This window comes from Streptococcus ruminicola (genome assembly GCF_011387195.1).
Lineage (GTDB): Bacteria > Bacillota > Bacilli > Lactobacillales > Streptococcaceae > Streptococcus > Streptococcus ruminicola.
Window position 1 is genome coordinate 1,618,871 of sequence record NZ_CP046919.1, and the last position, 15,204, is coordinate 1,634,074.

Annotated in this window: 14 protein-coding genes and 1 pseudogene; 14 read left to right on the plus strand and 1 reads right to left on the minus strand. The window is 38.7% G+C overall.

Annotated elements, in window-relative coordinates:
- Positions 1–20 precede the first annotated feature (20 nt).
- The 11 genes and pseudogenes from relB (at position 21) to GPZ88_RS08290 (ending at position 9,180) form a co-directional block, all read left to right on the plus strand.
- Positions 21–311 carry a type II toxin-antitoxin system RelB/ParD family antitoxin gene (gene relB / locus GPZ88_RS08240; RefSeq protein WP_074625846.1) on the plus strand — a complete coding sequence of 97 codons (291 nt, stop codon included), beginning with the start codon at positions 21–23 and terminating at the stop codon, positions 309–311.
- Entirely contained in the window at positions 292–630 is a 339-nt protein-coding gene (locus GPZ88_RS08245; protein ID WP_166044025.1) for a type II toxin-antitoxin system RelE/ParE family toxin, read from the plus strand. The genes relB and GPZ88_RS08245 overlap by 20 nt, the downstream gene beginning before the upstream one ends.
- 425 nt (positions 631–1,055) lie before the next feature.
- Positions 1,056–1,670, plus strand: a pseudogene (locus GPZ88_RS10450) (hypothetical protein); the annotation flags it as partial.
- A gap of 1,294 nt (positions 1,671–2,964) precedes the next feature.
- Positions 2,965–3,771, plus strand: a complete 807-nt coding sequence (locus tag GPZ88_RS08255; protein ID WP_166044029.1) for a dihydroorotate dehydrogenase electron transfer subunit — start codon at positions 2,965–2,967, stop codon at positions 3,769–3,771.
- 12 nt (positions 3,772–3,783) lie between these two features.
- Entirely contained in the window at positions 3,784–4,728 is a 945-nt protein-coding gene (locus GPZ88_RS08260; protein ID WP_166044030.1) for a dihydroorotate dehydrogenase, read from the plus strand.
- 219 nt (positions 4,729–4,947) lie between these two features.
- Positions 4,948–5,640 (plus strand): orotidine-5'-phosphate decarboxylase, encoded by a 693-nt coding sequence (gene pyrF / locus GPZ88_RS08265; protein ID WP_166044032.1) that lies wholly within the window; start codon positions 4,948–4,950, stop codon positions 5,638–5,640.
- A 44-nt stretch (positions 5,641–5,684) separates the two neighbouring features.
- Positions 5,685–6,008: an inorganic diphosphatase gene (locus GPZ88_RS08270; protein ID WP_166044034.1), complete on the plus strand. Its 324-nt coding sequence runs from the start codon at positions 5,685–5,687 to the stop codon at positions 6,006–6,008.
- Positions 6,009–6,022: 14 nt separating this feature from the next.
- Positions 6,023–6,652 (plus strand): orotate phosphoribosyltransferase, encoded by a 630-nt coding sequence (pyrE, locus tag GPZ88_RS08275; protein WP_006532509.1) that lies wholly within the window; start codon positions 6,023–6,025, stop codon positions 6,650–6,652.
- Positions 6,653–6,726: 74 nt separating this feature from the next.
- A complete protein-coding gene (locus tag GPZ88_RS08280; protein WP_039697055.1) occupies positions 6,727–7,227 on the plus strand; it encodes a YbhB/YbcL family Raf kinase inhibitor-like protein in 501 nt (166 codons plus the stop codon).
- Between the two features lie 18 nt (positions 7,228–7,245).
- Complete coding sequence (locus tag GPZ88_RS08285; RefSeq protein ID WP_166044036.1) at positions 7,246–7,899, plus strand: uracil-DNA glycosylase; 654 nt, start codon at positions 7,246–7,248, stop codon at positions 7,897–7,899.
- A 12-nt stretch (positions 7,900–7,911) separates the two neighbouring features.
- Positions 7,912–9,180, plus strand: coding sequence for a dihydroorotase (locus GPZ88_RS08290; protein ID WP_074625833.1), 1,269 nt, complete (start codon positions 7,912–7,914; stop codon positions 9,178–9,180).
- A 19-nt stretch (positions 9,181–9,199) separates the two neighbouring features.
- On the opposite strand, the gene plsY is transcribed toward GPZ88_RS08290, so the two are convergent.
- Positions 9,200–9,844, minus strand: coding sequence for a glycerol-3-phosphate 1-O-acyltransferase PlsY (gene plsY, locus GPZ88_RS08295; RefSeq protein WP_166044038.1), 645 nt, complete (start codon positions 9,842–9,844; stop codon positions 9,200–9,202).
- Positions 9,845–10,066: 222 nt separating this feature from the next.
- Between plsY and parE the strand changes: the two genes are divergently transcribed.
- The 3 genes from parE to parC all read left to right on the plus strand — a co-directional run bounded on the left by parE (position 10,067) and on the right by parC (position 15,158).
- A complete protein-coding gene (parE, locus tag GPZ88_RS08300; RefSeq protein ID WP_074559867.1) occupies positions 10,067–12,016 on the plus strand; it encodes a DNA topoisomerase IV subunit B in 1,950 nt (649 codons plus the stop codon).
- An 88-nt stretch (positions 12,017–12,104) separates the two neighbouring features.
- Positions 12,105–12,674, plus strand: a complete 570-nt coding sequence (locus GPZ88_RS08305) for a hypothetical protein (RefSeq protein ID WP_166044040.1) — start codon at positions 12,105–12,107, stop codon at positions 12,672–12,674.
- Between the two features lie 24 nt (positions 12,675–12,698).
- On the plus strand, positions 12,699–15,158 hold the full coding sequence (gene parC / locus GPZ88_RS08310; RefSeq protein ID WP_157628937.1) for a DNA topoisomerase IV subunit A: 2,460 nt from the start codon (positions 12,699–12,701) through the stop codon (positions 15,156–15,158).
- The last annotated feature ends 46 nt before the right edge of the window (positions 15,159–15,204 follow it).

Sequence of the window (15,204 nt, forward strand, 5' to 3'; positions counted from 1 at the left end):
AGAAAATAGGTGGTATAATTATGGTTGCTATTATTGAAAGAAATCGAGATTTTAAGTTTTTGACTAATAAGGAATTGTTAGAGCAGGCAAAGATTAATTCGAAAAAACAGGGAACTACTTTGTCGAAGGCACTTGATTTATTTGTTAAGCAAGTGGCTATTACCGGAGAAATTAATCTGATGAGTGAAGAAGAGCTTGAAAAAGAAAGATTGTTTAGACAACTTCAAACAGAGGTAAATGAAAGTATAGCAGAATATAAAACTGGAAAATATTATACTGAGGAAGATTTAAATGAACGATACGGTTTATGAGATTGTTTTCCAAAGTAATGTGATTACAAAACTAGATGAAATATATGACTACATAGCTAGAGAGCTTTCTGCTCCGATTACTGCAAAGAAAAAAATTAAAGAAATTCGAGATAATATATCTGTATTGAAAATGTTTCCTGAAGCTGGTTTTGATGCAGATGAGAAATTTGGAAAGGTAATAGATTCCAATAACAAAACGAGGGGAATCACTTTAAAAAGAGATTATATTGTTTTATATTTTATTGATGATAATCAAAGACGTGTAGTTGTTACAAATTTATTTTCAACAAAAAGCGATTATATGAAACTTTTTAAGTAGACTAAGAAAAGAAACCTCCTCTTGAATTTTTGGTACTTCAGGAGGAGGTCTTTGTTATATTTTTCAAAGGTTAACTATTCGTGATTTAGGATTGTTGCGCCTTCAAAATCATCCATCATATGTAAGTTGCTTTTTTCCTTGAAAGGGTTAGATAGTTCAGTTGTTAACAATTTAGAATTGTTTTGCTCTTATTAAGCTTTATTGGTTTTACTGTAAAAGCCATTAAAATCCCTTCCTTCTCATTAGGGATAGAGTATGGGAAGAATCTTTTCCTGTCAATTAATATATCGTTCGGTTTTTCTTTTTATTTTCAGGCTTCTTATCTTTTTTTCGTTGTTCTTTTGCCTATTATATGATATATTAGTAGTAAAAGATTGTAATAAAAATGTAATATAAATTGTAATATAAATTGTAAGGTGAGTGTGATGGTAGTGAAGAAAGATATGAACTCAAATGGACATCGTTTATTAATTCAAAAATTACTTGTCAGCATTCATTACCTAACACTTTTCAGAGATGAGATTGTTTTGGTTGAGAAGACCCCATCTTTATTGGGGGCTTCTTTTTCGCCAAATGTTGTGCAATCAGAGTTAGGTGAAATTTTGGCAGCAGTGGATGCGCTTTCTAAGCAAGAAAAGTTGATTAAGTCAACTTTCTGGTATGATGAAGCGTCATTCAGATTGATGAATCACTCTTTGGATATTGTCGGTACTTGGGTTCGCGGGATTGATAACGTCTTAGAAATTTGCGAATCTAAGTCTGTTTTCCATGCGATTTTGGGTGATAATCGTCAACGTGTTTTTGGTGTTTTGATTGATGTCTTTACCTCTCTTCGTGTGACAAATTTATCAATCAAAGAAGAATCTGAATACCCTCTTTTGGTTGATCCGCTACAAGTTGTGGAATACAAGAAAAGAGAAGTCAAAAAAGCAGAGCTAATGGCTAAGATTGATGCTTTGACACCGAGAAAATCTGAAGAAGTTTATGATGACAGTGAAGACGAAAAAGTTGAGTCTATTCCAGAATTAGTAGAAAAAGAATTAGCTAAAGAAAAAGCAGCTAAGTCCGAAAAAGTCCTTGGACCAGGTGAATTAAAAGAAGTTGTTAAAGGAAATGACGAAGTAACTGACAGTCAAGAAGACGATGAGGAAGTTCTTGAACCTGTCGTTGCTGACGAAGCAGAAACTGTTGAAACTACTGATGCTGAAGAAGATGCTCCTCAAACTGAAGAAGTAAGCGAGTCAGTTGACGAAGAACCAGCTGTTGAGGTAGAGGTGGAAAATTCTGACGAGGAGAGTGAAGAGCAAGTTCAAGAAGAAGTGACTCAATCTCCTGAAGAAGAAACTGAACAAGAAGTCTCAGAAGAAGCTGAGTTTGAAGAAGTTTCTGATGAAAATGAAGAAATTGAAGAAACTGTAGAACTAGAATCTGAAGATGACCTTGTCGAGGCAGAAGAGCCTGAGACAGTTGACGAAGTTGCCACAAGCGATGAAAAACAAGTTAGTGATGAAGTTGATGAAGTTCTTCTTGATGAAGAATCTGAGAAAGAAGAAGTCAAAGAGTCTGAATTTCCAGTAATCAGTCGTGATGAGGCTGTTAAACAGTTCCGTCACTTTCTTTTCGACCATAAAGGTTTGGTGTGTGTCTTGGATGCTGGAGATGATTTGAAGCGCGAGATTAACTTCTACAATGCTTTTGATCGTTTTTATGGTGCAGTAGATAATATCTCAGATTGCTTGGTTATCCTTGAAAATGTTTTAGATGAATTACGCCGCCGTAAAAAAGAAGTCTTCGATGCAGAAGGAAACTTGATTAGCGAACCGACTGAACCAATCAATCTATTGGTTTACGGACAAAATATCTTGCTAGAAGATAGTCGCTTTGAAACCTTGATGTCAGAAATCGCCCCATTTACCGGACGCTCTGATTTACACATCTATTCTTATGCAGCATATCTAGATTAAAAAAACAGTCCAGTGGACTGTTTTTTCATGAGCCTGAAAACAGAAAAGCGAATAAGTCCAGTGAACAGGTTTTTTACGAGCCTAAAAATAAGAAAGCGAGTTAAGTCCAGTGGACAGTTTTTTCACAAGCCTAGAAATAGAAGAGCGAGTTAAGTCCATCAGAAACTTACAAAAATAATTGACAAGCAAATGAAAACGCGTTATAATAGTGAAAATTTGAAAACCTTTAATTAAGTCCAGAGAGACTTTCAAGGTTACTGTAAAAAAGAGTGTGATCTCTGATAAAGGGTATGAGTGTACTTTGGTGTGCTCTGCTTATTTTGCTGTAACCTTGCCTTCTGGTGAGGTTTTTTTGTGTGAAAGGAACACTATGAATTCAAGTTGTAAAGACAAAACTTCTGTGTTAAAAGAAGATTTACTGATTGTTAGTCAACGTGAGATTGCCCCACGCATTTTTGAGATGAAGCTTTCTGGTGAGATGGTCTTGGACATGGCACCTGGTCAATTTTTGCACTTGCGTGTGCCGGACCCTAGCAAACTCTTGCGACGTCCGATTTCGATTTGTCAGATTGATAAGGTCAATAAAGTTGCAACGATTGTTTACCGAGTAGAACGTGCTGGGACGGCTATTTTATCTCAGCTAAAAGCTGGTAATCGCGTTGATACCATGGGACCTCAGGGAAATGGCTTTAATCTGTCAGTTATCTCAGCTGGTCAAACAGCTCTTCTCATTGGTGGTGGTATTGGTGTTCCGCCTTTGGTTGAAACAGCTAAGCAGCTTGCTGCTAAGGGTGTTGAAGTTGTTTCTGTACTTGGCTTTGCGACTAAAGATGCTGTAATTCTAGAAGAGGAATTGTCAGCTTATGGTAAGGTTTATGTGACAACAGATGATGGCTCATATGGTATTAAGGGTTATGTGTCAACGGTTGTCGATGATTTGGTTGAAAAGCAGTCGTTTGATGCCATTTATTCATGTGGTGCGCCCGGTATGCTAAAATATGTGGACAAGAAATTTGAAAATCACCCACATGCTTATTTGTCAATGGAATCACGTATGGCATGTGGCATGGGAGCTTGCTACGCTTGCGTAGTACATTTGCGAAATGCCAAAGAAGCAGCCAACAAGCGCGTGTGTGAAGATGGTCCAGTCTTTGAAACTGGTCAAATCATTTTGTAAGGAGGCAAAATCATGTCAGAAAATCGTTTAGCGGTCAAACTTCCAGGGCTTGATTTGAAAAATCCGATTATCCCAGCGTCAGGATGTTTTGGTTTTGGGCAAGAATATGCTAAGTACTATGATTTGGATAAACTTGGTTCAATCATGATTAAGGCAACGACCAAGGATGCGCGTTTTGGTAATCCGACGCCTCGTGTGGCAGAAACACCGTCAGGCATGCTAAATGCTATTGGGCTGCAAAATCCTGGTGTTGATGTGGTCTTGTCAGAAAAACTTCCTTGGTTAGCTGAGCATTTCCCAGAATTGCCAATCATTGCTAATGTTGCAGGATTCTCAAACGACGAATACGCTTATGTGTCAGAAAAGATTTCAAAAGCTCCAAACGTCAAAGCAATTGAGCTTAACATCTCATGTCCGAATGTTGACCACGGTAATCATGGCCTTTTGATTGGTCAGGTACCAGAATTGGCTTATGCTGCTGTTAAAGCCAGTGTAGAGAACTCAGATGTGCCAGTCTATGTCAAGTTAACACCAAGCGTCGCTGACATTACGACGGTTGCTAAGGCTGTTGAAGAAGCCGGTGCGACAGGATTTACCATGATTAATACTTTGGTTGGTATGCGATTTGATTTGAAAACACGTAAACCAATCATCGCCAATGGTACTGGAGGCATGAGCGGTCCAGCGGTCTTTCCAGTAGCTCTTAAGCTTATTCGTCAAGTAGCGCAAAGTTCTGATTTACCAATTATTGGCATGGGTGGTGTTGATTCGGCAGAAGCTGCACTTGAGATGATGATTGCTGGCGCGTCAGCAATCGGTGTTGGAACAGCTAACTTTGCTGATCCATATGCGTGTCCAAATATCATCGACCGTTTGCCTGAGGTTATGGATCAATATGGTATCACTGATCTAGAAACACTCCGCCGTGAAGTCAGACAAGAATTACGCGGCAAATAAGCTCTGCTATTTTATTAAAAAGTCAGTAAATTTTTGACTTTGAAATTCAAAAAAGCTATAATAATTACAACTGAATAACCTTTAATTGAGTCCAGAGAGGCGAGAAAGGTTCGTGAAAAAATAAAAAGATATTTTCTTTGACTAATGGGTGTTTGCTACCCTAGTTTTCGTGTAACCTCGCCCTCGGGCGGGGTTTTCTTTATAGAAAAAGGAGAAAAAATGCACGAAAGTCGTCCGATTATTGCTCTTGATTTTCCATCGTTTGATGATGTGAAATCATTTCTTGCTTTGTTTCCAGCTGATGAGAAACTTTATGTCAAGATTGGTATGGAACTTTATTATGCTGAAGGACCAGAGGTTGTACGCTATGTCAAATCTCTAGGGCATTCAGTCTTCCTAGATTTGAAGTTACACGACATTCCAAATACGGTCAAATCAGCTATGCGAGTCCTTTCAAATCTGGGTGTGGATATGACTAATGTCCATGCAGCCGGTGGCGTTGAGATGATGAAAGCTGCGCGTGAAGGGCTTGGGCAAGGTCCGAAACTTATTGCAGTTACACAACTAACATCAACATCTGATGAGCAAATGAAATCTGACCAAAATATCCAGACAAGTCTTGTTCAATCAGTTTTGCACTATGCTAAGAAAACTCAAGAGGCAGGACTTGATGGTGTTGTTTGCTCAGCAAATGAAGTGGCTGTAATCAAGGATGAAACATCAGATGATTTTATTTGCTTGACGCCTGGTATTCGACCAGCTGGGTCAGCTGTTGGAGACCAAAAACGTGTCATGACGCCGAGTCAAGCAAGTGCAATTGGATCAAGTTATATTGTTGTTGGACGTCCAATTACAAAAGCAGAAGATCCGGTTGCAGCTTACAAGGCTATTTACGACGAATGGAATATTTAGTATTGGAATACTAAAATTGTTTTAGGGTTAGTATGGAGTTAACAATGAGGCAATCTTACAAAGCGGTTATTGATAGACCGATCGGTTATCAAGATAGATACGGGAATAACTATCCAATCAATTATGGTTATATTCCAAATCTACTCGGAGGTGATGGTGAGTGGCAGGATGTTTATATTATTTCCGAACAAGTCTCAACTCCTTTAGAGGTATTTGAAGGGGAATTAGTGGCTATCATTCACCGTGCTGATGATGTAGAAACTAAATGGATTTTAACTAGCCCTGGTGAGGAAGTTAGTTACGAGCGCATAAAACAAGCGACACGTTTTTTAGAACAATATTTTACATCAACCATTGAGTTATTATAGAAAAGAGGAATAAAATGACTTTAGCATCACAAATTGCATCAGATTTGCTTGATATTCAAGCAGTTTACTTAAAACCAAATGATCCATTTACATGGGCATCTGGAATCAAATCACCAATCTACACAGATAACCGTGTGACTTTGTCTTACCCAGAAACACGTACTTTGATTGAAAATGGTTTTGTTGACAAAATCAAAGAAGAATTTCCAGAAGTTGAAGTGATTGCCGGAACTGCAACAGCTGGTATCCCACACGGTGCCATTATCGCTGATAAGATGAATCTTCCATTTGCTTACATTCGTAGCAAACCAAAAGATCACGGTGCTGGAAATCAAATCGAAGGTCGTGTAAGAAAAGGTCAAAAAATGGTTGTCGTTGAAGACCTTATCTCTACTGGCGGTTCAGTCCTTGAAGCTGTTGCAGCTGCAGAACGTGAAGGTGCTGATGTTATCGGTGTGGTAGCCATCTTCACTTATGAATTGCCAAAAGCAACTGAAAACTTTGAAAAAGCAGGTGTAAAACTTGTAACACTTTCTAACTACACAGAGCTTATCAAAGTGGCTAAAGTGCAAGGTTACATCACTGCTGATGATTTGACATTGTTACGTAAGTTCAAAGAAAATCAAGAAACTTGGCGTGACTAATTGAGTTAGTATTTGGCTACTAAGGTGAAAAAACTTTGGTGGCCTTCTTGGTTTAAACATGGAAAGGGGTTATAATGAAACTATCATCACCATTTAAAGATAATGTTTTACCAGATACCTATGCTAAAGGGGCTAGTGTTCAAGTGAGAGGAAACGCTGTGATTTCTTTTCCTTTTACGATTGAGGATGCTCCTAAAGGAACAAAGACATTTGCTTGGACCTTTGTCGACTATGATTCTATTCCAGTTTGTGGCTTTGCTTACATTCACTGGGTAGTGGCTAATGTTCCTAGTGATATGACAGCTATCTCAGAGGATTTTTCTCGTCTAGATGCTAAGCACACTCATGGTAAAAATAGCTTGGTTAGCAAGTTTTTAAATGAGGATAACTCAGATATTTATGATGGTTATATGGGACCATATCCACCGGATAAAGACCATGTTTATACCCTTACGGTCTATGCTTTGGATTGTGAATTGCCACTTGAAAATGGTTTTTACATGAATGATTTGCGACATGCTATGGATGGTCATGTCTTGGCAAAAGAAAAGCTAGATTTAGTAGGGAAATACTAAAACTAACGAGGAGTGAACATGCAACATTCAACTTGGCATGAATTAATTAAAAAGGAATTACCAGAGCATTATTTTGGGCAAATCAATCAGTTTATGGACTTCGTCTATCAACAAGAATTGGTTTACCCACCACGTGAAAAAGTCTTTAACGCGATTCAGACAACAGCACTAGAAAATGTAAAAGTTGTCATCATTGGTCAGGATCCTTATCATGGTCCGAATCAAGCACAAGGATTATCATTTTCAGTGCCAGAAGACATTCCAGCTCCGCCATCTTTGCAAAATATTTTGAAAGAATTGGCAGATGATTTGGGGCAACGTGATCACCACGATTTAACACCTTGGGCACAGCAAGGAGTGCTTCTTTTAAATGCTTGTCTGACGGTTCCAGCTGGTCGTGCAAATGGTCATGCTGGTCAAATCTGGGAACCTTTCACAGATGCGATTATCAAGGTGGTTAACCAAAAAGAAACACCTGTTGTCTTCATCTTGTGGGGCGGCTTTGCACGTAAGAAAAAAGCTCTCATTACCAATCCTATCCATCATGTCATTGAAAGTGCGCATCCAAGTCCACTCTCAGCTTATCGAGGATTTTTTGGCAGCCACCCTTTCTCAAAAACTAACGCTTATTTGACAGAGGATGGACTCGAACCAATTGATTGGTTGAAATAATAGGAGTTTAACATGTTACTTATTAAAAATGGTCGTGTTGTTGATCCGAAATCTGGTTTTGATCAGGTAGCGGATGTACTTGTTGATGGTAAAAAAGTTGTTAAGATTGCGGATGCAATTGAAGAAGCTGGCGCTGAAGTAATTGACGCTACTGGTCTTGTTGTGGCACCAGGTTTGGTGGACATTCACGTACACTTCCGTGAACCAGGTCAAACGCATAAAGAAGACATTCACACAGGTGCATTAGCAGCGGCAGCTGGTGGCTTCACATCAGTTGTGATGATGGCAAATACCAACCCTACCATTTCTGACGTTGAGACTTTGAAAGAAGTTTTAGCAAGTGCAGCTAAGGAGAACGTTCACGTTTACACTAATGCAACCGTAACGAAAAACTTTGACGGCAAGACTTTGACTGATTTTAAGGCTTTGCTTGAAAATGGTGCTCTTAGCTTTTCTGACGATGGTATTCCGCTTCAAAGCACAAAAGTGTTAAAAGAAGCCTTGGATTTGGCTAAAGCAAACAACACATTTGTGGCTGTGCACGAAGAAGACCCAGAATTAAACGGCATCCTTGGATTTAACGAAGGTATCGCACGTGATAAATTCCATTTCTGCGGAGCAACAGGTGTGGCAGAATACAGCATGATTGCGCGTGATGTTATGATTGCCTATGACTGCGGAGCTCATTTGCATATCCAACACTTGTCAAAAGCTGAATCAGTGAAAGTGGTTGAATTTGCTCAACAATTGGGAGCAAACGTCACTGCAGAAGCAGCACCACAACATTTCTCAAAAACAGAAGACTTGCTTCTCATCAAAGGCTCTGCAGCTAAGATGAATCCACCTCTTCGTACTGAAAAAGACCGTTTGGCAGTTATTGAAGGTTTGAAATCTGGCGTTATTTCAGTGATTGCGACTGACCACGCTCCACACCACGCTGATGAAAAGAATGTCGAAGACATCACAAAAGCCCCATCAGGTATGACAGGGCTTGAAACGTCGTTATCACTTGGTTTGACAAACTTGGTAGCGACAGGCGACTTGACGCTTTCAGAATTGCTTGCTAAGATGACTATTAATCCATCATCTATGTACGATTTCGATGCAGGTTATTTGGCTGAAAATGGCCCAGCAGATATCGTGATTTTCGCTGACAAAGAAGAACGTGTTGTCTCAGACCATTTTGCTTCTAAAGCTTCAAATTCACCATTTATCGGTGAAAAACTCCAAGGTGTTGTCAAATACACTATCTGTGATGGTAACATTGTTTATAAAGCATAAAAAAAGAATTAGCGTTTTGCTAATTCTTTTTTTGTTCTTGATGACTTAAATTCATTCCCCAAGGAACGAGGTTTTCTTCATGATTTTTAATACGAATGATATTATCTTTGTGTCGTACAATGATGATGCCTGCAATAATGATAATGAGTAATGTAAAGAGCAAATCATAGTGAGTAAGCAAGAATCCAAATGCTGGAAAGACAAGTACACTAACCACAGCTGCGCTTGCAGCAACGACACTAGATAATGAAATCATGCTATAAAGGTAAAGTGTGATAACAAAGATAACGGCAAGGAAAAGAAGAAATAGCGGTGCGTATCCAAGAAGAACACCAGCACTTGTCGCAACTGCCTTACCACCTTTAAACTGTGCAAATAGTGGGAAGGTATGACCAATAATGGCAAATAAACCAATAAGAACAGGTGACACACCACTAACACCAAAGATAAGTGGAAGGAGTGCTGCCAGAGTTCCTTTTAGCATGTCAATCACAAATGTGACAATTCCTGCTTTGACACCTAAAACTCGAAAAGTATTGGTTGTCCCAGTATTACCGCTACCATGTTCTCTGAGGTTGACATGATAGAAGAATTTTCCAATCCATAGACCAGTTGGGATTGACCCCAACAAGTATGCAATCACAATCATAACTAAAATTTTCATGTTTTCATTATAACATAATCAGTTCTTATGAAAAGGTAAAATTTGAAAAATAAATAACTTGAAGAATCAAGTTAAATTTGTGATAACGCTTTAAATTTGTTATACTATTTCATGAAAAAATTAGTGATTTTCCTTGTAAAATCCTTATTCGATTTGATTTTTTTTTGCAAAAATCTGAAAAAACTTGTAAGATAAAAAAGATGAATTATTTGGAGGTCGCTTTTGGCTAAAAAAGAAATTAATGTAAATAATTATAATGACGATGCCATTCAAGTGTTAGAGGGGCTAGATGCCGTACGTAAACGCCCCGGAATGTACATCGGTTCAACAGATGCGACAGGACTACATCATTTAGTTTGGGAGATTGTTGACAATGCCGTCGATGAAGCACTTTCTGGTTTTGGTACTCAGATTGATGTTATTCTTAATCAAGATGGTAGTGTGACCGTAAAAGACCAAGGACGCGGTATGCCAACTGGTAAGCACGCTATGGGGATTCCAACTGTAGAAGTTATCTTCACAGTACTTCACGCAGGTGGTAAATTCGGTCAAGGTGGTTATAAAACATCTGGTGGGCTTCACGGTGTGGGGTCTTCAGTTGTTAATGCCCTCTCAAGATGGCTTGAAGTCGAAATTACTCGTGATGGTGCGGTTTACAAACAACGTTTTGAAAATGGTGGTAAACCTGTGACAACCCTTAAAAAGATTGGAACAGCACCAAAATCTAAGTCAGGTACTATGGTTACTTTTATGCCTGATGACACGATTTTCTCAACGACAGACTTTAAATTTAACACCATTGCTGAGCGCTTAAAAGAATCTGCCTTTTTGCTTAAGAATGTTACATTGACGTTGACGGATAATCGTCCAGAAGAAGCAGAACATCTAGAATTCCATTATGAAAATGGGGTGCAAGACTTTGTTGAATATCTTAACGAAGACAAAGAAACATTAACACCTGTCATTTGGGTGACTGGTGAAGACCAAGGTTTCCAAGTCGAAGTTGCACTTCAATACAATGACGGATTCTCAGATAATATCCTTTCTTTTGTTAACAATGTTCGTACTAAAGATGGTGGAACACACGAGACAGGATTGAAATCTGCCATTACCAAGGCAATGAATGACTACGCTCGCAAGTCAGGTCTTTTGAAAGAAAAAGATAAGAACCTTGAAGGGTCAGATTACCGTGAAGGGCTATCTGCAGTGCTTTCAATCTTGGTTCCAGAAGAACACTTGCAATTTGAAGGGCAAACCAAAGATAAACTCGGTAGTCCCCTAGCGCGTCCGATTGTAGACAGTATTGTCTCTGAAAAACTCACTTTCTTCCTTTTGGAAAATGGTGAAGTAGCATCTAACCTTGTTCGTAAGGCGATTAAAGCGCGAGATGCCAGAGAAGCAGCTCGTAAGGCGCGTGACGAATCTCGTAATGGTAAGAAGAACAAGAAAGACAAAGGACTCCTTTCTGGTAAATTGACACCAGCACAGTCTAAGAACCCTAAGAAAAACGAACTGTATCTCGTCGAAGGGGATTCTGCCGGCGGTTCAGCTAAGCAAGGGCGTGACCGCAAGTTCCAAGCTATTTTGCCACTTCGTGGTAAAGTCTTGAACACGGCAAAAGCAAAAATGTCTGACATCGTGAAAAATGAAGAAATCAATACCATGATTTACACCATTGGTGCAGGTGTCGGTGCTGAATTTAACGTTGAAAATTCAAACTACGATAAAATCATTATCATGACCGATGCCGATACCGACGGTGCTCACATTCAGACATTGTTACTAACTTTCTTTTACCGTTACATGCGTCCGCTTGTGGAAACAGGTCATGTCTATATCGCTTTGCCACCTTTGTATAAAATGTCCAAAGGTAAAGGTAAAAAAGAGCAAGTGGAGTATGCTTGGACTGATGGTGAGTTAGAAGAACTCCGTCAAAAATTTGGTAAAGGAGCTCAACTCCAACGTTACAAAGGTCTTGGTGAAATGAACGCTGACCAATTGTGGGAAACAACCATGAACCCTGAAACACGTACGCTTATTCGTGTGACTATTGATGATTTGGCGCGTGCAGAACGCCGTGTCAGTGTCCTTATGGGTGACAAAGTTGAACCACGCCGCAAATGGATTGAAGACAACGTTAAATTCACCTTGGAAGAAAATACAGTGTTTTAAGAATAATTTTTATTATCTTATTTTCTTTTCTTTTCTTGAAATAGTATTGTCATTTTTTGTTTATTATATTTGAATAGGAAAGTTTGTTATGAAAAGGAAATTTGTAGGAATTATATTTCTTGCTACTACAGTTTTAGCTTATTCGCCTTTGAATTCAGATGTTGTGCATGCTCAAAGAAAGAGTGTCAACAAAGTAGTTCTTTCGAAAGAGAAGAAAAAACAAGAGCAAGTGATTTATTCGGGCGATAAAGTTATAAATAAATATTTGATTAGTTATAATCAAAAAAATCCGGATGATGTTATTACACCGGATATGTTTGATGTATATTATCATCATGGAAGAAAACATGATAATCAAATTAAATTTTTTAATAAAGGTGGTTTTGAAATAGTTATTACTAATACTATTGGTAATATTGAAATTGTAATTGATAAATCACAGGGTGAACAATCGTTAAAAACTGTTGATGAGTTTAAAGCTGAATTTAAAAAATTTGCTAAGGCATCTAAAAAATCAGTTACTGATGATGAATTAGAACAAATTTGGAATGATGCTTTTGCTAATTATGGACATTATAGTTCAAAAACCTTAGAAGTTAGTTTGACTTCTTACGATTCTAAGGTTGAAAGAATTATGATTTCTGGAAAAACATCTTAAATATTAATCATAAAGAGGGCTTTTATGAGCAATGTACAAAATATGTCTCTTGAAGACATTATGGGGGATCGTTTTGGACGATACTCCAAATATATTATTCAAGAGCGGGCTTTGCCAGATATTCGTGATGGTTTGAAGCCTGTTCAACGTCGTATCCTTTATTCAATGAATAAGGACGGCAATACTTTTGATAAGGGTTTTCGTAAATCGGCTAAATCAGTCGGTAACGTCATGGGTAATTTTCACCCACACGGTGACTCATCAATTTATGACGCCATGGTGCGCATGAGTCAGGACTGGAAAAACCGTGAAACCTTGATTGAAATGCATGGTAACAATGGTTCTATGGACGGTGATCCACCGGCTGCCATGCGTTATACCGAAGCGCGCTTGTCAGAAATTGCTGGCTATTTGCTTCGTGATATTGATAAAGATACTGTTCCATTTGCTTGGAACTTTGATGATACCGAAAAAGAACCAACTGTTTTACCAGCTGCCTTTCCTAACCTTTTAGTGAATGGTGCGACAGGTATTTCAGCAGGTTATGCAACAGATATTCCACCACATAACTTGGCAGAAGTGATTGATGCGGTGGTTTACCTTATTGATCATCCAAATGCTAAATTAGACAAATTAATGGAATTCTTGCCTGGGCCTGATTTCCCAACAGGAGCCATCATCCAAGGTAAAGATGGTATTCGTAAGGCTTATGAGACTGGTAAAGGTCGTGTTGTGGTTCGCTCACGCACTGACATTGAGAACCTTCGTGGCGGTAAAAAACAAATCGTCGTCACTGAAATTCCTTATGAAGTCAATAAAGCCGTACTCGTTAAGAAAATCGACGATGTTCGTGTCAACAATAAAGTCCCTGGCATTGCAGAAGTTCGTGATGAGTCAGACCGTGATGGACTTCGTATTGCTATCGAACTTAAAAAAGATGCAGACGAGCAAACGATTCTCAACTATTTGTTGAAATACACTGATTTGCAAGTGAACTATAACTTCAACATGGTTGCTATTGACAACTATACACCACGCCAAGTGGGTATCATTCCGATGTTGACAAGTTACATTGCACACCGTAAAGAAATTATCGTTGCCCGTTCAAAATTTGACAAGGAAAAAGCTGAAAAACGTCTTCACATCGTGGAAGGCTTGATTCGTGTTATTTCAATTCTGGATGAGGTTATTGCGCTTATTCGTGCGTCTGAAAATAAAGCTGACGCCAAAGAAAACCTCAAAGTCAGCTATGAATTTTCAGAAGAACAAGCCGAAGCCATTGTGACTTTGCAATTGTACCGTTTGACAAATACCGATATCGTGACGCTTGAAAATGAAGAAGCAGAGCTTCGTGAACGCATCACTATGCTTAAAGCCATTATCGGTGATGAACGTACGATGTATAATGTCATGAAACGTGAATTACGTGAGGTTAAGAAGAAATTTGCTAATCCACGTTTGACAGAATTACAAGCCGAAGCACAAACGATTGAAATCGATGTAGCAAGCTTGATTGTCGAAGAAGATACTTATGTTAGCGTGACAAAAGGTGGTTACATCAAACGTACAAGTCCGCGCTCTTATAACGCCTCTACGGTTGAAGAAATTGGTAAACGTGATGATGATGAACTGGTCTTCGTCTCACAAGCTAAGACAACTCAACATTTGTTGATTTTCACAAATCTTGGTAATGTAATCTATCGTCCAGTCCATGAATTGACAGATATTCGCTGGAAAGACATTGGGGAACATTTATCACAAACCATTACTAATTTTGCGACAGACGAGTATGTCTTGTATGCTGAAATTGTCGATGAATTTGGTTCGCAAACTTATTTTGCAGCCACAAAATATGGTCAAATCAAACGCTTTGAACGCAAAGAATTCACGCCATGGCGCACTTACAAATCAAAAGCTGTTAAGTATGCTAAGTTGAAAAAAGACGATGATATTGTTGTGACTATTGCGCCAATTGCACTTGATGATGTCATGGTCATTACGCATAATGGCTATGCTTTGCATTTCAATATTGACGAAGTACCAGTAGTCGGTGCCAAAGCGGCTGGGGTTAAATCAATTAACCTTAAGGATGATGATTTTGTCGTGTCAGCCTTTATCGCCAATACAGAAAGCTTCTTTATCTTGACACAACGTGGTAGCCTTAAACGTATGGCAACTGAGCTAATTCCAGCGACAAGTCGTGCTAATCGAGGCTTGCAAGTCCTTCGTGAACTCAAATCAAAACCACATCGCGTCTTTATGGCAGGACCAGTCCATGCCTCAAATGATGTGCAAAATATTGATTTGTTCACTATTGAGCCATTAGACTCAGATAAAATCGAAACCTTAGAAGTTTATTCAAATAAAGGCAATCATTATCAAGCTATTCTTGAAGATTTGACCTTGTCAGAACGCACAAGTAATGGTTCCTTTATCTCAGATAAAATTTCAGATGAAGGTGTCTTTAGCGCAAGAATTAAATAGCGATAATAAGTCGGAGATTTTCTCCGATTTATTTTTTGAACAAATT